This is a genomic window from Streptomyces uncialis (assembly GCF_036250755.1).
Lineage (GTDB): Bacteria > Actinomycetota > Actinomycetes > Streptomycetales > Streptomycetaceae > Streptomyces > Streptomyces uncialis.
Genome location: NZ_CP109583.1, coordinates 4,827,161 through 4,842,789, shown reverse-complemented (window position 1 = coordinate 4,842,789; position 15,629 = coordinate 4,827,161). Strand labels below are relative to the sequence as shown.

The window sequence follows — 15,629 nt, the reverse complement described above, 5'->3', positions numbered from 1 at the left end:
GGGCCGGGCGGTCCGTGCGGCGGCGGTGGGGGGCGCGGTGCCGCAGCGGTCCGCGAAGGCGCGTCCGGGTCCCACGTGGTCGGGTCCGGGCTGGGCACCTGGATACCTGCCAGATGTTCGGACGGCCGGTCTTCGTACCTGTCCGTGGACGCGCCTCGGCGGACGCGGGGGCGAGCCGCGTCCGCCGGGGGCGGGTGCCGGGGAACGGGGACGGTCCGGCACCGGGTGTGGGGACTACTGCGCGGGCATCAGCACGCTGTCGACGATGTGGACCGTCGCGTTGGAGGTCTGGACGTTGCCGCAGACGACGTTCGACGCGTCGTTGACCTTGTACGACTCCCCCGAACCCGCCGTCGTCAGCTTGCTCTTCGCGAGCGTCGCGTAGGAACCGTTCTCCAGCTTCTGCGGCGCCAGGCGCTCACCGACCACGTGGTACGTGAGGACCTTGGTGAGCTGGGCCTTGTCGGCGAGGAGCTTGTCCAGGTCGGCCTTGGGGATCTTCGCGAAGGCGTCGTTCGTCGGGGCGAACACGGTGATGTCCTGCGCGGTGTTGAGGGTGTCGACCAGTCCGGCCTTCTTCACCGCCGTCACCAGCGTGGACAGCGCCGGGTTGTTGGAGGCCGCGGTGGCGACCGGGTCCTTGGCCATGCCGTTGAACGAACCGGCACCGTTCTCGGGGACCGACGCACAGGCCGTGCCGAACGGCTTGTCCGAGGTCATCCCCTCGGAGGCATCGTCGGCCGGGGTCTCCGGCGCCTCGGCGGGGGTGCTCGGCGACGACTTGGCGCTGTCCGCCTTGTCGCCGTCACCGCTGTCCGAACAGGCGGTCAGCGTCACCGGGAGAACGGCGGCGGCGACCACGGCGAGCGCGGCACGGCGGAAACGGAGGGTGCTGGCGTTCATTCTTGATGCTCCTCGGGGAAACGAGCGAAACGGCGGGAAATGGAGGAAACGAGGGAAACGAGGGAAAGAGGTCGCGGTACGGCCACGGGTACGTGCCACGGGTACGGGCTACGCGTGCGGCCATGGGTGCGAGGGGGCGCGGGGCACGGGCACGGGGGCGCGGTCAGTCCACGGTGATCACCACCGAGTGGTGGCCGCTGGCACCGTCGGGCACGGTCTTCGCGCGCCGCGAGGTCTGGACCTGGCCCGTCCCGTCGGTGGCCCGGACGGTGAGGGAGTGGTTGCCGGGCACCGCCTGCCAGGACAGCGACCACTGACGCCAGGTGTCCCGGGTGTCCTCCGCCGCGAGCCGCGCGTCCTGCCACGGGCCGTCGTCGATCCGGACCTCGACCCGCTCGATGCCCCGGCGCTGGGCCCACGCCACCCCGGCGATCGTCACCGGGCCGGGCTCCAGCTGGGCCAGCGGCTTCGGGGTGTCGATCCGGGACGCCGTCTTGATCGGCGCCCGGCGCGCCCAGTCCCGCCGCACCCAGTACGGGTCGAAGTCCTCGAACGTGGTCAGCTCCAGTTCCTGGAGCCACTTGCACGCGGAGACATAACCGTACAGACCGGGTACGACCATCCGTACGGGGAAGCCGTGGTCGAACGTCAGTGGTTCGCCGTTCATACCGATGGCCAGCAGCGCGTCGCGTCCGTCCATGACGTCCTCGACCGGGCTGCCGAGGGTCATCCCGTCCACCGACCGCGCGACGAGCTGGTCCGCCGGACCGCCCTTCGAGGGCGGACGTACTCCGCATTCGGCCAGCAGATCGGCCAGCCGGACGCCGAGCCAGCGGATGTTGCCCGTATAGGGGCCGCCGACCTCGTTGGACACGCAGGTCAGGGTGATGTGACGTTCGATCAGGTCGCGCCGCAGCAGATCGTCGAAGCTGAGGGTGACGGGCCGGGTGACGCCCTTGCCGTGGATGCGCAGACGCCACTGCCCGGCGTCGATCTTCGGCACCACCAGGGCGGTGTCGACCCGGTACAGGTCCTTGCCGGGGGTCAGGAACGGGCTGATCCCCTTCACCGCGAGACGGGCGGCCCGAGGGACGGGCGGAGCGTGCGATACCGGCGCGGGGAGCACGATCCGGGCGCGCGAGGCGATGGCCCCGGCCCCTCGCGAGCCGTTGAGGGACCGGCCCAGGGCCCCGGCGGCGGTGGCGGCGACCGCGGACCCGGCGGCGAGGGTCAGGAACCTGCGGCGAGGGCTGCCACCGGGCCACCGGTTCAGCCGTCGGCTCAAGCGCTGGTTCGGCGGCTGGTTCAGCGGCTGATTCGGCCGCTTGTTCAGCCCCTGGTTCGGCCGCTGGTTCGGAAGTTGTTCGCCGTCGGGCCGCGTGTCTTCCTGGGCCTGAGCGTTTTCGTCGGTCCGCTCGGTCCGCTCGGTCCGCTCGGTCCGCTCGGTCCGCTCGGGCTCGTCGGCCTGCTCGGCCCTGTCCGTCTGCTGGCCGTCGTCCGTCTGTTGGCGTTCGGCGGGATTCCGGCCGCCTTCGGGTCGCGCGGTGCCACGGGCCGTCGCCGCCGTCACGGGAAGGTGGACGGCGGTACGGGGAGCCGGGGTCCGTGCCGGGCCCGCTTCCGCGTTCACCGGTTCCGCGCCCGCTTCCGCGTTCACCGGTTCCGTGCCGGCCTCCGCGTTCACCGGTTCCTGGCCCGCCACGGCAGACCGTTCCGGCGCCCCGCGTACCGCGCCCGCCAGGACGTACAGGAGGCCCGCGCCGGCGACCGCCCCGACCAGCGAGGGGAGCGCGTCCACGAAGCCTGTGGAGTCGGGCCGTTCGGTCGCGGCGAACGCGCCGACCACGCCGAACAGTGAGACGCCGGCCGCGCCCACCCGGCGGTGGTGGGCCGCGAACACCCCGAGGGCCAGGGCGATCAGGACCAGGACGAGCAGGATGCCGAGCTGGAGGACGAGTTTGTCCTGGGTACCGAAGGTCCGGATGGCCCAGTCCTTCACCGGGGCGGGCGTCCGGTCGATGGCCGCGCCGCCGACCGCCACCACCGGGCTCGACTCCGGACGCACCGCCGCCGACACCAGCTCGGCCACCGCGAGCGACGCGTACCCGGCGAGCACCCCCGACAGGGCGCCCAGCGCGCTCCGCCGCCGACGGGCCTGCCGTCCTGGGACCTTCCGCTCTTCGCTCACGTGGGGAATCCGGTGCCGACAGGGGTTCCGGATGGGTCCCGGACGGAGGACTCACCCGAACGAGTGGAATCCGCTCCCAGCCCCATCCGATGGGGGGTCCGGCTCCGAATGACCTGTGTACAGCCCGTCGCCGAGCGGCCCGGTCCCGGGCGTACGAAGGCGGGGCGGAGGGTTACGACCCGCCGCCCCGCCCTTCACCTTCTGCCCGCAAGGCCATGGACACCCTGCCCACCGGGGGGTGTTCCGACCATGTCCACCGAGGGCGTCACGTACCGTCCTTCATCCTCGCGCCCTGGCGGGCGTGCGAACCCGGCCCGCCAGGGGCGTGCGACCCGGCCCACCAAAGCCAGCCGTCACGTATCGCCAAGGGTGTTCGGAGCCTGCCCGGCCAAGGGGCCCGCACCGCCTCGCACCCTCAGCGCACGCGGGGCGTCACGCTCCGAACGACACGAGACCCACCGGATCGGATGTCGGACCGGGTGAGCCGCCCGCGGGCTCCACCGTGATCCCCACCCCGCTCGCCCCGCCCAGCGGGCCGTCCAGAAGAACGGCCTGGTCACCGCGCGCGGGTTCCATCAGCCCGGCGGAGCGCATCGTTCCGCCGTCGTCGTACCAGAGCTGGTAGACCTTGCCCGCCGGGGGACGCGGCATCCCGGCGCCGATGAACACGGCCTCGTCCCGGGCGCGGGAGGCGACCACCGTGCCGCGCGCGCCGTCCGGGAAAACGGCGCTGCGGGTGCGGGCGTCCGGCGCGGTGAGCACCCCGGTCAGCCGCTCCAGCCTGCCGCTCTCTGATCTGGCCTGGTCACGAGCGCGTTCGGCCTCCTGGTGCTGCCATACGGTCGTCCCTCCCAGTCCCGCCGCGACGGCCAGGCACACGGCGAGCACCCACCGGGACCCGCCTCGCGCGGAGCGCTGCCCCGGGGAAGAACCGTCCGCCCCGCCCCCGCCCCACCGGGCCGGGAGCCACCGGCCCGCGAAACCGCGCCCCGAGGAGCCACGCCCCGCGTAACCACGCCCGGGGAAGCCCTGGGCCTGGGAGCCGCCGACCGGGGACCCGCCGCCGGAAGCGTGTCCGGGGCGCGGGGCCTCCTGCCGGATCGTGGTGATCTCCCGCAGTACCCGACGCTTCAGCGCGGGCGGCGGGGTGACGGTGGCGGCGAGCCCCAGTCTGCCCGCCGTGGCGGCGAGTTCCCGGGTCTCCTCGGCGCAGGCCGGGCAGTGCGCGAGATGGTTCTCGAAGCCCGCCCGTTCGTCCTCGTCCAGCGCGTCCAGCGCGTACGCGCCCGAGAGCAGATGCACATCGGTCGGTGTCATGCGCTCACTCCCAGGCAGTCGCGCAGCCGGATCAGGCCGTCCCGCAGACGGGTCTTGACCGTGCCGAGCGGGGTCGTCAGCACGTCGGAGATCTCGCGGTGCGTCAGCCCGCGGTAATAGGCCAGCGTCACCGACTCGCGCTGGACCTCGGTGAGGGTCCGCAGACACCGCCGGACCTGCTCCCGTTCCAGCCGGGTCTGCACCTCCTCCTCCACCTGGTCGTACTCGGGCGTGTGGTCCAGCCGCGCGGCCTTGTCGTCGCGGGCGGCGGACGCCTCCACCGAGCGGACCCGGTCCACCGCCCGCCGGTGGGCGAGCGTCAGGACCCAGTTCATGACCTGGCCCCGGTCCCGCCGGTAGCGCGCGGCGGTCCGCCACACCTCGGTGAGGACCTCCTGGGCGACCTCCTCGGACTGCGCCGGGTCACGCAGCACGGCCCGCGCCACCCCCAGCACCGGACCGGCCGTGATGTCGTAGAGCCGTGCGAACGCCTCCTGGTCGCCACGGACGACCAGGCCGATCAGCTCTTCGAGATCCGGTCCCGGCGCCGGTTTCCTGCCGATGTGCACGGCTTCTCTCACGCGGTCGCTCCTCCCAGGGCAGACGGGGTGTTCCTGATGATTCGGAGCGGGGGCGGTCCTTGGATGGGGTCGCGGCCAAGTATCTCGGGCACCTGTTCACGGCCCGCGACCGGAACAACGACCGGGACGGCAACGGCAACCGGGACGGCAACAGCGGTCGGCCCGGGGGACCGGAAAAGCAACCGGAACGGCGGCCGGCGCGATGACCGGCCCGGCGACCGGAACAGCAACCCGCCCGGGTGACCGGAACAGCACCCCCCCGGTGACCGGAACGGCGTCCGGAACCCAACCTACGCATATGCCAGACGCACTCACCAAAGTGTCGTACCCATGACATACCCTGCGTCCAGCGGCGGGACCGCGCCCCGGGCCGGACACGGCCGCGGGCGTCGCGCGGACCGCTGGAGCAGGGGGTATGGCCCTGGCCGGAGGGTGTCCGGCCGTCTTTCTCCGTGGGGGTACGAATCACGTGCGTACGCGCACCCTTTCCACCGCGACCGCGCTCGCGGTGCTCATAGGCTCCGCCGCGCTCGGCGTGGTCGGGGCCGGTTCCGCCGTGGCGGACAGCAGCAGGATCATCCCGGTCTCCAACGTCGGTGACGTCGTGATCGACGGTGTCGGCAAGAAGATCTTCGTCAGCGATCCGTACAGCGGCAAGATCGTCGCGCTGGACTACACCGGACGGACCCTCGCCACCGTCGCCGGGCTGCCCGGGGTGCGCGGACTCGCGCTCTCGGCCGACTCCACCCAGCTCTACGCGGCGGTCCCGGGCGACAACTCGATCGTCTCGCTGGAGACCGCCGGCGTCACCCGTACCGCGCGGTACGGGACCGGTGACGGCACCGCCCCGCAGTACATCGCCCTCGCCGGCGGAAAGCTGTGGTTCGGGTACGGCGGCCAGGGCAAGGGCGGCCTCGGCTCGCTCGAAACGACCGGCGACGAACCCACGGTCACGCTCGACCAGGACACCGGGAGCGGCTGGCGCGCCGCACCGCGGCTGGAGGCGTCCCCCGCCGAACCGGGGAAGCTGGCCGCGGGCGCGACGGAGTACTACGGCAGCGCGCTCGCCCTCTACGACGTGTCCGGACCGACCGCGAACCGCACCGCGTACGCGGGCGGCTCCGTGGTCTCCGGCGACACCCGGGACCTCACCTTCACCGCCGACGGCAAGAAGCTCATCACCGCCCACCCGGGCTACACCCACGACGTCTGGGACGCGTCCACCCTCGCGGACCTGCCCGACTACCGGACCGGTTCCTGGCACCCCAACGCGGTCGCGGTGGCCGCCGACGGCAGCTTCGCCGCGGGCCACTCCGACTCGTACGCCGCGGACGTGTTCGTCTACCGGCCCGGCGCCCCCACACCGGTGCGCTCGTACGACTTCCCCGAGACCGACTCGCGCGTCAGCGGCTCAGACATGCTCGCCGACCGTTCCCTCGTCTGGGAGCCGGGCGGGCAGCGGCTCTTCGCGATCTCCTACAACGACGGCGGAAAGTACTCGCTGCGGGTGCTGGACGCCCCGTACCGCGCCCTGCCGGTCCTCACGGTCGATGTCCCCACCAGCGCCACCCGGGGCAAGGACCTGACCCTCAAGGGCACGCTCAAGGCCACGCTCCCGCTGCGCACCGGGACGGAGGTGACAGTCACCCGCACCGACGCCGAGTCCCCGGGCGGCAAGTACCTCGGCAAGGCGAAGACCGACTCACGGGGCGCGTTCAGCTTCAAGAACGCGCCGCCGTCGGGCGGCAAGGTGAAGTACACCGTCGCGTACAAGGGTGACGCCGACCGCGCCGCGGTCAGCAAGTCCGACACGGTGTCCGTCTCCCGCGCCAAACCCGCCCTGAAGCTCGACCGCGCGGGCAAGGTGTACGCGTACAACAGCAAGGTCGCCTTCACCGCGAACCTCGGCAAGACGTACAAGAACCGTACGGTCAAGCTGTACTACGACGCCGCCGGCGACGGGCGGGGCAAGATCCATCTGCGGACCGCCAAGGTCAACTCCCGTGGCAACCTCTCCGCGACCGTCACCCTCAAGCGGGACACCACCGTCTCCGCCGTCTTCGACGGTGACACACGGACGTCCGCCCGCACCGTGACGAGCCGGGTGGGCACCAAGGTCAAGCTGAGCACCTGGATCACCCAGCACTACCGGACCGGTTCCCTCAGTGGCAGGACGTACCACTACGTCCGCAAGAACAAGTCGCCGCTGTTCCACACGGCGATGACCTACAACAAGAACCGCAAGTACCGGTTCGACGTGCAGGTCTGGTTCGACGGTCGCTGGAACTCGGCCGGCCCTGAGTACTTCGCCCTCGGCACGTCGGGCAGGTCGACCCTGGACATGGGCAAGCCCGGACAGGCGGGCTACAAGCTGCGGGTGCGCAGCGTGTACGTGGACGGCGCCTATGGCGACTCCGTGAACGCCGGCACCGTCAGCACCTGGAAGTACATCTACACCACCAACTAACTGACGTGCCCACGCGCGCGGGTGACGGATGAGGCCGTACGACGCGTCCGCGGTGTCCGCCCTGGCGAGATGACTCCCCCCAGCGCACGGCTTGTCGACCCTCCCACGCGCGCGGCCGAGGCCCCGACCGGACTCATTCCGGCCGGGGCCTTCCCGCGCGCGTGGGCTGTGCGTGACGGGTGGGCGGGCCCGCCGACGCGGAAGAGGCTGATGGGTTCCGGCCGTCGGCCGATGCGATCCGGACAAGCCGGGGGTGGTGGGCCGCGAGCGGACGGCTGGGGGAACCGGACGCGGCCGAAACGCGTTCTTCCTCGTAACGGCTGTCCCTGGGCGCAACCGGGCGACGCGGACTCCGACGTGGCCGAGCGAGGGCGGAAAAGCCCCGCGACAGCGGGCGTCCGGATCGCGTACAAAGGCGGGACGAAGGCATCAGGGCAGTCACGGCAAGGCAGTGACGCGGCTGTGCGGCGGTGCCGCACACGACTGTTCGGGGGTGGGTGCGTGAAGTTCGACATGGGTAGTACGACGCTGGGCGACCTCGGCAAGTCCACGACAGGGTCGAGTGACGACCTGGGGACGCTGATCCGGCAGCTCATCGCGGCGGCCGACCCGCTGGAAGGCAAGTTCAACGGCGCGGGCAAGGCGGCCTTCGACTCGTTCAAGGCCCGCGCGGACGAGATCACCGCCGCGCTGAACGGCTCGCTCGGGGCGATCCTCGGCGGCCAGGGCGGTATGGAGACCGCGTTCGGCACAGGTGACCAGGAGCAGGAGAGCAACGCCCAGCAGAACATGGGCTCCGCGAACTTCGACGCCGCCCGCTTCGGCGCGCGCTGACCCAGCAGGAGTTGACGATGGGACAGAATCTCGACCGCCGGTCCTACGACACGGGGGCGTCCTCCGAGGTCCAGGGCGGCTTGCAGGGGATCATCGCGCAGCTGGAGCGGGTCCTGGGCGACCGGGACACCGCGGTCAAGGCCGCCATGGCCGAGTTCCAGGCCGACGGGGTCTCCGACGAGTACCACGGCAAGGAAGTCCGCTGGAACAAGGCGGCCAACGAGGTGCGGGAGATCATCCGCCTCGTCCGCGGCACGCTGGAACAGAACGACGGCACCGCGCAGTCGACACTGGCCAAGGCCAAGGCCGCGGTCGACGCCATCGGCTGACACACGGCTGGACGGGGGCTGATTCATGACCGGATGGGACATCTCTCCGACCGGGGTCAAGGGCGTACTGGAGAAGACGGGTACGGCCGCCGAAGGGCTCGGCAAGGCGGGCACGACCCTCCAGACCGCGGTACCGGCCGCGGCGAAGGCGGCCGGCACCCTCAGCATGGGCGGGGGTGGCGGCGAGAGCGAGGGCCAGGGTCTGGTCGCGGTCGCCCTCAGCCAGTTCATGACGGCGCACACCGAGCGCCTCCAGAAGATCGGCGCCCGCGCCTCCGCCTCCCTGAACGGCGCCGCCAACGCGACCAACGCCTATCTCACCGGCGACCTGGAGCAGGCGGCCAACGCCCAGCGCGAGGCCGTCAAGGAACCCAAGATCGACCTCCCGGGCCAGGGCCCGCCCCCCGGCCACCCGGCCGCCTACCAGGCCGGTACCGGGTAGCGAGCCCACTGCGGAGCGGCACGCGGTACTGACCGGCACGGGCACGGGGGTCTGTGGTGAATGGCGGGGCGATCAATCCGGGGACGATTCCTCAGTTCACGGGGGATCTGGGGGAGTTGGAGACGCAGCGGGGGCTGCTTCATGGGGCTGCGGGGCAGTTCCGTGATGCGGGTGCGGATGTGCACGCTCGTTTTCAGGGGTTGTCGGCGTTCTACACGGCGCCGGAGGCGGAGCGGTTGTTCGCGACGACGGGTCCGGTGAAGTCGGAGTCGGATGTGTTCGCGGATCAGCTGGAGTCGGTGACGACGGCGTTGTCGGAGTACGCGGCGGAGGTCCGTCCGATCGAGGCGCGGCTGAAGCAGTTGCGTGAGGATGCGACGGCTTTTGTGTCCGGGATCAGTGGTGACAAGCACTGGAAGGACGACGGGGACAAGGTCGAGGAGAACAACGACCTGGTGAAGGATGTGAACGCGGCGGTGGCGGCGTTCTGGGAGGCGGAGCGGACCTGCGCGAACAAGATCACGGCGCTGGTGTGCGGGACGCATTTCATCGCGGACGACGGCACGGGCAAGTCGAACATGTACGGGTTCAGCGAGAAGGACCTGGACGGTACGAAGGAATTGCCGTGGGGTTCGCAGGTGGAGGAGTCCCGCCGCTGGTGGGAGGTCCATCATCATGTGGGGTCGTTCCTGAAGGGTGTGTTCGTCGACGGCCTGTGGGGCACGATCCGGGGTCTGGGGACGCTGGTCGGGGTCGACGGGTGGGACGCGGCGGGCCAGGCGTGGACGGGCCTGGCGAAGGTCGTCACCGGTCTGGCGATCACCATCACGCCGGTGCTGGGCACGGTGTTCTGGGCGTTGCCGGAGGAGAAGCTGCCGGGGTGGTTCCGTGAGTCGCGGACGGCGGTGAAGGAGACCGGCAAGGCCCTCGTCGCGTGGGACGAGTGGGGGAAGAATCCGGCGCGGGCGGCGGGTGCGACGACGTTCAACGTGGTGACGACGGTGTTCACGGGTGGTGCGGGCGCGGCGGCGAAGACGGGCTCGGTCGCGAAGGTGATCTCCGCCCTCGGGAAGACGGGGCGTCTGCTGGACCCGGTGACGTATATCGCGAAGGGCGGCAAGGTCGTCACCGTGAAGGTCGGTGATCTCCTGGCGGGTCTGCGGAACGTGGACGCGGGCGCCCGGATCAACATCCCCGAACCCGCCACCCCGGCCCCGGTGGCAGGCGCCGACGACGCGGCACGGGCAGGCACCGGCCCGGACCCTTCCCACACGGTGCGGTTGCCGGACGACGCGAACGGCAGCCCGCAGTACCTCGACACGAACACCGGCCAACTTCTCGACGCGGCGGGCAACCCGAAGCCGGACGTGATGCCCCGCGATGTGACCAACCCGGACCGCTCGGGTGCGGAGGTCCCGCCGGTGCGGTCGGAGACCCCGGTCCAGGTGGGCGCACGGGAGCCGGCGCTGGTGGGCGCGGGACCGGTGGCGGGGACCATCGACAACGCGGCGGGCGGCGGTGCACCGGGTGGGGTGACCCCGGGTGCCGGTACCCCGGGCGGTACGCCTGGTGGGGTGACGCCGGGTGGTGGTGCTGTTCCGGGTGCGGTGACGCCGGGTGGGGGTGCGGTCCCGGGCGGCGGAGGGCTGGACGGCCTGCCGGGCGGAGGCGCGAACAATCTCCCGGGTGGCGGAGCGGGTCAGCTTCCCGGCGGCGCGGTGGACAACCTCCCCGGTGGAGGCGCGAGCAATCTGCCGGGCGGGGGAGCGAACCACGTCCCGGGCGGAACAGCGGACAACCTTCCCTCCAACAGCCTCGGGGACGACGCCACCCCGGGCGGGGGCGCGGCCACCACCCCCGACACCACACCCGGCGGCGGAACCGGCCAGGGGGACGGCGTTCCAGGTGGTGGCATCACGGACGACGGTCCGGGCGTGGGCCGGGGCGAAGTCGATGCCGACCACGGGCCCATCAAGATCGGACCCGAGGGTGGCTGGACCGGAGCAGGTTGGATCGAGAGGCCAGATCATCCACTCGCGGGGCAGATGTACGAGACGATTCGGGCCACGAACAACAGGGTCGACCTTCCGGCCATCTCGCGTAGCACCGGTGTTACGGAGGGTGTCCTGCGTGAGGTGAAGAGCCATATGTTCCGGTCTCAACACGAGTTGGCCGTCGGACCGGGACAGTTCAACCGTGGGTTGTTCACGCCCCGCCTCGATGTCGCTCAGCTGTGGATGGACGCGCAGCGCGGCCTGTTGGACGAGAGCCGCCTGGCACAGTTCAAGTACCTCATGGCCCACGAGTTCATCGAGAGCCGTCTGATGAAGGCCGGGCTTCCATACGTCAGCGACTCGCCTGCCGTATGGCAGCTCGACGAGGTCGACGGCGGCTACTACAGGGATTTCCCTGACCGGCCGGAGAACGCCGGTGCCCACGACCTCGCCTCGAACGACAAGAAGGGGGGATTCGCCCACTGGGCCAAGCTCGGGTTGAAGGAGCCGGACGTCGCCCTCAAGCCCGATCTGTCCAATCTTGGCGATATCGTCAAGGAGATCGGCAAGGTGCTGCGAGCGAAGGGGATTGAGCTTAGGTGAGCGACGAGACGCCCCGGGACGTACTGACCCGGCTTCGTGCGGTCGAGTGGTACGAGTGGGACAAGTCCTACGCCCATCGCAGGAGCCGGGGCATGCTGATGCGTGAGCACATGCGGCGCGCGGCACTGTGGGCCGAAGCCTACGGCGCTCCTGAGTACTGGCCCTTCTTCGATGTCGCTCAATTCGCCGAGCCGGACCTTGTGCTGGATGACGAGGTGGAGTCCGAACTGGACGAGTTCGTGAAGACGGTGACTCCGTCCAGCATTCGCGTGCTGTGTCGTGCCGCCGTGCGGTGGGCATCGGTCCAGGAGAAGGAGCTGCCCGATCTGCCGCATCCGTACGAGCCTATTCTGATCATGTTCGAGCGGGGCGGCGGTTACAACATCGAGGAAATGATCGACCTGTATGGGGTGAGCGTTCCGTACGGGGACTTCCCCCGGAGTCTCAAGCTGGAACCGTTCATGTCCCTTGATCGGTTCGTTCTGGACACCTTCGACTCCACGGCGGGCGACCGCGTCTCGTACTTCGCGGAGATGGCCGGCCCCCGGGCCAGGGTGCTTGTCCGCCGCAGGACCAGGGAAGTCCAGGGAGTCGAACAGATCCTGGACGAGGTCCTGGACGAACACGGTGAGTGGCAGCCTACGGAGCAGCTCCGCGACGGTGACTCGTCCGGACTGGCGGAGATCACCACTCGCAGTGCGGGCTCTGCGATGAGCGACATCGTGAGGCGATGACGTGTACGCCGGGGCGGCTCGTTCTGCGAGATCGCCAGCGGCGCGAGGCGGGCCTGTCCCCGACAGTCGGCGCGGCGGGTCGGCAGGGAGACTTACGCAGCGCCCTGCGATGCGGTGGGACGCCCTGATGACTGTGCCGGACATGATCGACATCGATGGTCCCGATGTGGACATGGATGACGGTTTGCGTCTCTTCTACAAAGGTGAGCTGTACACGGGCGAAGTGGTGGAATACCTCGGTGACGCGTTGGTCAGTCAGGAGACCTATGTGGAAGGGCGGCCCAATGGTCGCACTCGGCAGTGGTACGAGGATGGTGTGTTGCGGGCCGAGGGTACTCACACCGGAGGTCGTCTCAAAGGGGAGTTCAAGGAATGGCACCCCAACGGGGTTCTGAAGTGCAGGCAGCTCAACAGTGAGAACGGGATGTCGGTACTGGAGGACGACCGCTGGGACGAGGACGGGCAGCAGATCCAGGCGCGTCGGTACTCGTCTCACGGGTGATGGCCCACGGTCCGGCGAGTTCACCTGGTTCGGGTGCGGTGACGAACGCGAGTTCGCGACTCCGGAATTGATCGACGGTAGGGGATCTGGTGGGCTGACTGGGAAGGCATACCTCTGATGAGCCGGCCCCAATGGCCTCCCGCCGGGGATACGCGTGGCCTCGATGCCGTCGGGATCGATCTCAGTGGGGCGGATCTTTCCGGACGTGACTTCAGTGAAGCGTGGTTCACCGGTGCCACGATGCGCGAGGTCAGGCTTGTCGGTGCGGAGTTGTACCGGGCGGACATGCAGGGGGCGGATCTGCGGGGCGCCGATCTCACGTCGGCCTCGCTGGTGCGGGTCAACCTCGATGACGCCGTGCTGATCGGTGCGGTGCTCGACGGCGCGGATCTGGTGAAGGCGTCGCTCTACGGTGTGGACGCGACGGACGCGCGCTGTCGGGGCACACGTTTCCAGGGGTCTTCCCTTCTGAACGTGGACTTCCGTGGTGCGGATCTGACGGACGCGGTCGTCGTGGAGAACTCCTTCAAGGTCCGGGTGGATTCCCGTACCGTGGTGAAGGGGCTGACGGGGTCGGTATTCGGGCCGGTCGAGGTCGTCACCGACGTGGGGTTCCGGGAGATCGCCGGGCAGGAACTCGCGCGGTGGATCGCCGAGCGCGGGGGAAACGTGCGCGTGCTGTCCTGACGGGGTGCCACAGGCCGATCCGGGCGGTCGGACGACGGGGAGCGGGAGATGGCGGCGCAGGACTACGACAGTCAGTTGCTGGAGTCCGTGGTGATCCGGCGGCGGCGGATGCGGGACGCCCTGCTGTTCGGGGCGGAGCGGTACCGGCGGGCCGCCGACGAGCGGGTGGGCAAGGTGCTCGCCGGGCTCGTCATCGCCGCCGTGCTCTGTGCCGGCTGCGTGGGCTGGTCGTTCGTCGTGAACCGGCTGCTGGAGGACGACACGTCCAAGTCCCAAGGCCCTGCTGTCGTCTCCGTCGTCGACGAGGGACCGTACGGCCTTCGTCACGGCTCCGGGAGCGGTGCTTCCGGGGCCCCTGGTACGGGCGTTGCCCGGTGATAGGTTCGGTCGCGTGGTGAGCGGGGGAACGAGAAGCCGGACCGTCCTGAGCAGGGTCACCCTGGTCGGTGAACGACGGCGCATGGATCTGGTGCTGCCGTCCCAGGAACCCATCGGACGGCTGCTGCCCGATGTCATCAGACTGCTCGACGACCGGGTGGCGAGCCAGCCGCAACTGCGGCATCTGGTGACCGCCGACGGTTCCGTCCTCGCCCAGGACAGCACCCTGGAGGACGCGGGCGTGCCGGACGGCGCGGTGCTGCGGCTGGTCCGCGTCCAGGACGCGCCCTCCGCCCCGGTCGTCCATGACGTCACCGACGAGGTCGCCGAGGATCTGGACGTACGGGCCTGGCGCTGGCGTCCTGCCGCGCGGCGGGCGACCGCCGGAGCGGGACTGGTCGGCTGGGCGCTGGCCGCCGGGCTTCTCGCCCGTGGCGCCTTCGACGCCCGGACGGTCGCCACCGCCCTGCTCGCCACGGCCGCCGTCACCGGTGGCGGCGGGGCGATAGCCGGACGGCGCGGCAAGGCGGGCCTCGCGACCGCGCTGCTCGCCGTCACGGGAGCCGTCGCCGTCCTCGGCGCGTGGACCCTCGCCGACGCCCAGGGCTGGGACGGCACCGCACGGCTCGCGGTGGTCGCCGTGGCCGTCGTCGTCTCCCTCGCGCTGCTCGGTCTCTTCACCCCGCTGGGGCGTGGCGGACTCGTCGGTGCCGCCGCGACCCTGGTGATGACGACGGTGTGGGAGGTCGTCGCCGCCACCCAGGACGGCGCACTGACCGTCACCCAGCAGGCCCGCACCGGAGCCGTTCTCGCGGTGGTGTCCGTGGTCGTCCTCGGACTGCTGCCCCGGCTCGCGCTGTCCGCCGCGGGTCTGACCGGTCTGGACGACCACCGCTCCCGTGGCGCGTCCGTCAGCCGCTACCAGGTGTCCACCGCGCTCGGCGCCACCCACCGGGGCCTCGCGCTGGCGACCGTCGTCGTCGCGGTGTCCGCCGCGGCGGCCGGGGTGCTGGCGCTGCGCGATCCGAACGTCTGGACCGTGCTGCTGGCCGTCGACACCGCGCTGGTGCTCTGGCTGCGGGCACGGGCCTTCCCGCTCGTCGCCGAGGTCGTGGTGCTGCTGCTCGCCGGCGGAGCCGTCGCGCTGCGCGCGGTGCTGGTGTGGAGCGGGAACGCGGGGGCCGAGGGCCCCCTCGCGGTGCTGGTGGTGCTCGCGGTCCTGCCGCTGCTGGCCCTCGCCGTCCAGCCCCCGGAGGACGTCCGGGTACGGCTGCGCAGGGCCGGTGACACCGCCGAGTCCTTCGGTGTGATCGCCCTGGTGCCGCTGCTCATCGGGGCGTTCGGGGTGTACGGGGATCTGCTCGACACGTTCGCGTGAGGGAGGTGGCCCCCGGGGGCCACGGGGGCACGGTGACCGTAGAGGCACGGCGGTCGGCGGCCCGGACAGCTCAGACAGTTCGTGCAGGCGTGTGGTTCGCCCCAGGGGGTGCGGTGTTGTGGAACGGAACGACTGGCAGGCGGGCGTGCTGGGTGAGTTGGGCGCTCTGACCTCGTCGAAGAAGCCGGGAGCGCGGCCGGGCGGGGACACCCCGGCCACGGCGGCGCGGCCCGGGGAGCCTGCGGGGACCGCTCCGGCCACTCCACCCGACGCCACACCGTCCACCCCCGCG

At 71.0% G+C, this 15,629-nt stretch carries 14 protein-coding genes; 10 read left to right on the top strand and 4 right to left on the bottom strand.

All coding sequences use genetic code 11. The features are described from left to right. Positions 1 to 234: 234 nt before the first annotated feature. The 4 genes from OG711_RS20100 to OG711_RS20085 form a co-directional block, all read right to left on the bottom strand. Positions 235 to 903 (bottom strand): fasciclin domain-containing protein, encoded by a 669-nt coding sequence (locus OG711_RS20100; RefSeq protein WP_266509952.1) that lies wholly within the window; start codon positions 901 to 903, stop codon positions 235 to 237. A gap of 163 nt (positions 904 to 1,066) precedes the next feature. Continuing rightward, a complete protein-coding gene (locus OG711_RS20095) occupies positions 1,067 to 3,091 on the bottom strand; it encodes a molybdopterin-dependent oxidoreductase (protein WP_329559970.1) in 2,025 nt (674 codons plus the stop codon). 432 nt (positions 3,092 to 3,523) lie between these two features. Further along, positions 3,524 to 4,408 (bottom strand): anti-sigma factor, encoded by an 885-nt coding sequence (locus tag OG711_RS20090; protein ID WP_329559969.1) that lies wholly within the window; start codon positions 4,406 to 4,408, stop codon positions 3,524 to 3,526. Further along, a complete protein-coding gene (locus OG711_RS20085; RefSeq protein WP_073782659.1) occupies positions 4,405 to 4,989 on the bottom strand; it encodes a sigma-70 family RNA polymerase sigma factor in 585 nt (194 codons plus the stop codon). The genes OG711_RS20090 and OG711_RS20085 overlap by 4 nt, the downstream gene beginning before the upstream one ends. A gap of 469 nt (positions 4,990 to 5,458) precedes the next feature. Here OG711_RS20085 and OG711_RS20080 point away from each other — a divergent pair, with 469 nt between their 5' ends. The 10 genes from OG711_RS20080 to eccD all read left to right on the top strand — a co-directional run bounded on the left by OG711_RS20080 (position 5,459) and on the right by eccD (position 15,337). Then, the gene (locus OG711_RS20080) at positions 5,459 to 7,456 is read left to right on the top strand and encodes an Ig-like domain repeat protein (protein ID WP_329559968.1); all 1,998 of its coding nucleotides are present in this window, start codon (positions 5,459 to 5,461) and stop codon (positions 7,454 to 7,456) included. 501 nt (positions 7,457 to 7,957) lie between these two features. Further along, on the top strand, positions 7,958 to 8,290 hold the full coding sequence (locus tag OG711_RS20075; protein ID WP_073782663.1) for a hypothetical protein: 333 nt from the start codon (positions 7,958 to 7,960) through the stop codon (positions 8,288 to 8,290). A gap of 17 nt (positions 8,291 to 8,307) precedes the next feature. Next, positions 8,308 to 8,619 carry a pore-forming ESAT-6 family protein gene (locus tag OG711_RS20070; RefSeq protein WP_073782665.1) on the top strand — a complete coding sequence of 104 codons (312 nt, stop codon included), beginning with the start codon at positions 8,308 to 8,310 and terminating at the stop codon, positions 8,617 to 8,619. Positions 8,620 to 8,644: 25 nt separating this feature from the next. After that, a complete protein-coding gene (locus tag OG711_RS20065; RefSeq protein ID WP_266509942.1) occupies positions 8,645 to 9,061 on the top strand; it encodes a DUF6507 family protein in 417 nt (138 codons plus the stop codon). A gap of 179 nt (positions 9,062 to 9,240) precedes the next feature. Then, complete coding sequence (locus OG711_RS20060) at positions 9,241 to 11,658, top strand: hypothetical protein (RefSeq protein WP_329559967.1); 2,418 nt, start codon at positions 9,241 to 9,243, stop codon at positions 11,656 to 11,658. Next, positions 11,655 to 12,392, top strand: coding sequence for a hypothetical protein (locus tag OG711_RS20055; RefSeq protein ID WP_329559966.1), 738 nt, complete (start codon positions 11,655 to 11,657; stop codon positions 12,390 to 12,392). The genes OG711_RS20060 and OG711_RS20055 overlap by 4 nt, the downstream gene beginning before the upstream one ends. 142 nt (positions 12,393 to 12,534) lie before the next feature. Further along, entirely contained in the window at positions 12,535 to 12,894 is a 360-nt protein-coding gene (locus OG711_RS20050; RefSeq protein ID WP_329559965.1) for a toxin-antitoxin system YwqK family antitoxin, read from the top strand. Positions 12,895 to 13,011: 117 nt separating this feature from the next. Then, positions 13,012 to 13,581, top strand: coding sequence for a pentapeptide repeat-containing protein (locus tag OG711_RS20045; protein ID WP_329559964.1), 570 nt, complete (start codon positions 13,012 to 13,014; stop codon positions 13,579 to 13,581). Positions 13,582 to 13,629: 48 nt separating this feature from the next. Next, positions 13,630 to 13,959: a hypothetical protein gene (locus OG711_RS20040; protein ID WP_266509932.1), complete on the top strand. Its 330-nt coding sequence runs from the start codon at positions 13,630 to 13,632 to the stop codon at positions 13,957 to 13,959. Positions 13,960 to 13,972: 13 nt separating this feature from the next. Beyond that, the gene (gene eccD, locus OG711_RS20035; protein ID WP_329559963.1) at positions 13,973 to 15,337 is read left to right on the top strand and encodes a type VII secretion integral membrane protein EccD; all 1,365 of its coding nucleotides are present in this window, start codon (positions 13,973 to 13,975) and stop codon (positions 15,335 to 15,337) included. The last annotated feature ends 292 nt before the right edge of the window (positions 15,338 to 15,629 follow it).

Coding starts and splice junctions, on each gene's coding strand:
- OG711_RS20100 (WP_266509952.1), bottom strand. CDS start 903: ATGAACGCCAGCACCCTCCGTTTCCGCCGTGCCGCGCTCGCCGTGGTC.
- OG711_RS20090 (WP_329559969.1), bottom strand. CDS start 4,408: ATGACACCGACCGATGTGCATCTGCTCTCGGGCGCGTACGCGCTGGAC.
- OG711_RS20070 (WP_073782665.1), top strand. CDS start 8,308: ATGGGACAGAATCTCGACCGCCGGTCCTACGACACGGGGGCGTCCTCC.
- OG711_RS20065 (WP_266509942.1), top strand. CDS start 8,645: ATGACCGGATGGGACATCTCTCCGACCGGGGTCAAGGGCGTACTGGAG.
- OG711_RS20050 (WP_329559965.1), top strand. CDS start 12,535: ATGATCGACATCGATGGTCCCGATGTGGACATGGATGACGGTTTGCGT.
- OG711_RS20045 (WP_329559964.1), top strand. CDS start 13,012: ATGAGCCGGCCCCAATGGCCTCCCGCCGGGGATACGCGTGGCCTCGAT.
- OG711_RS20040 (WP_266509932.1), top strand. CDS start 13,630: ATGGCGGCGCAGGACTACGACAGTCAGTTGCTGGAGTCCGTGGTGATC.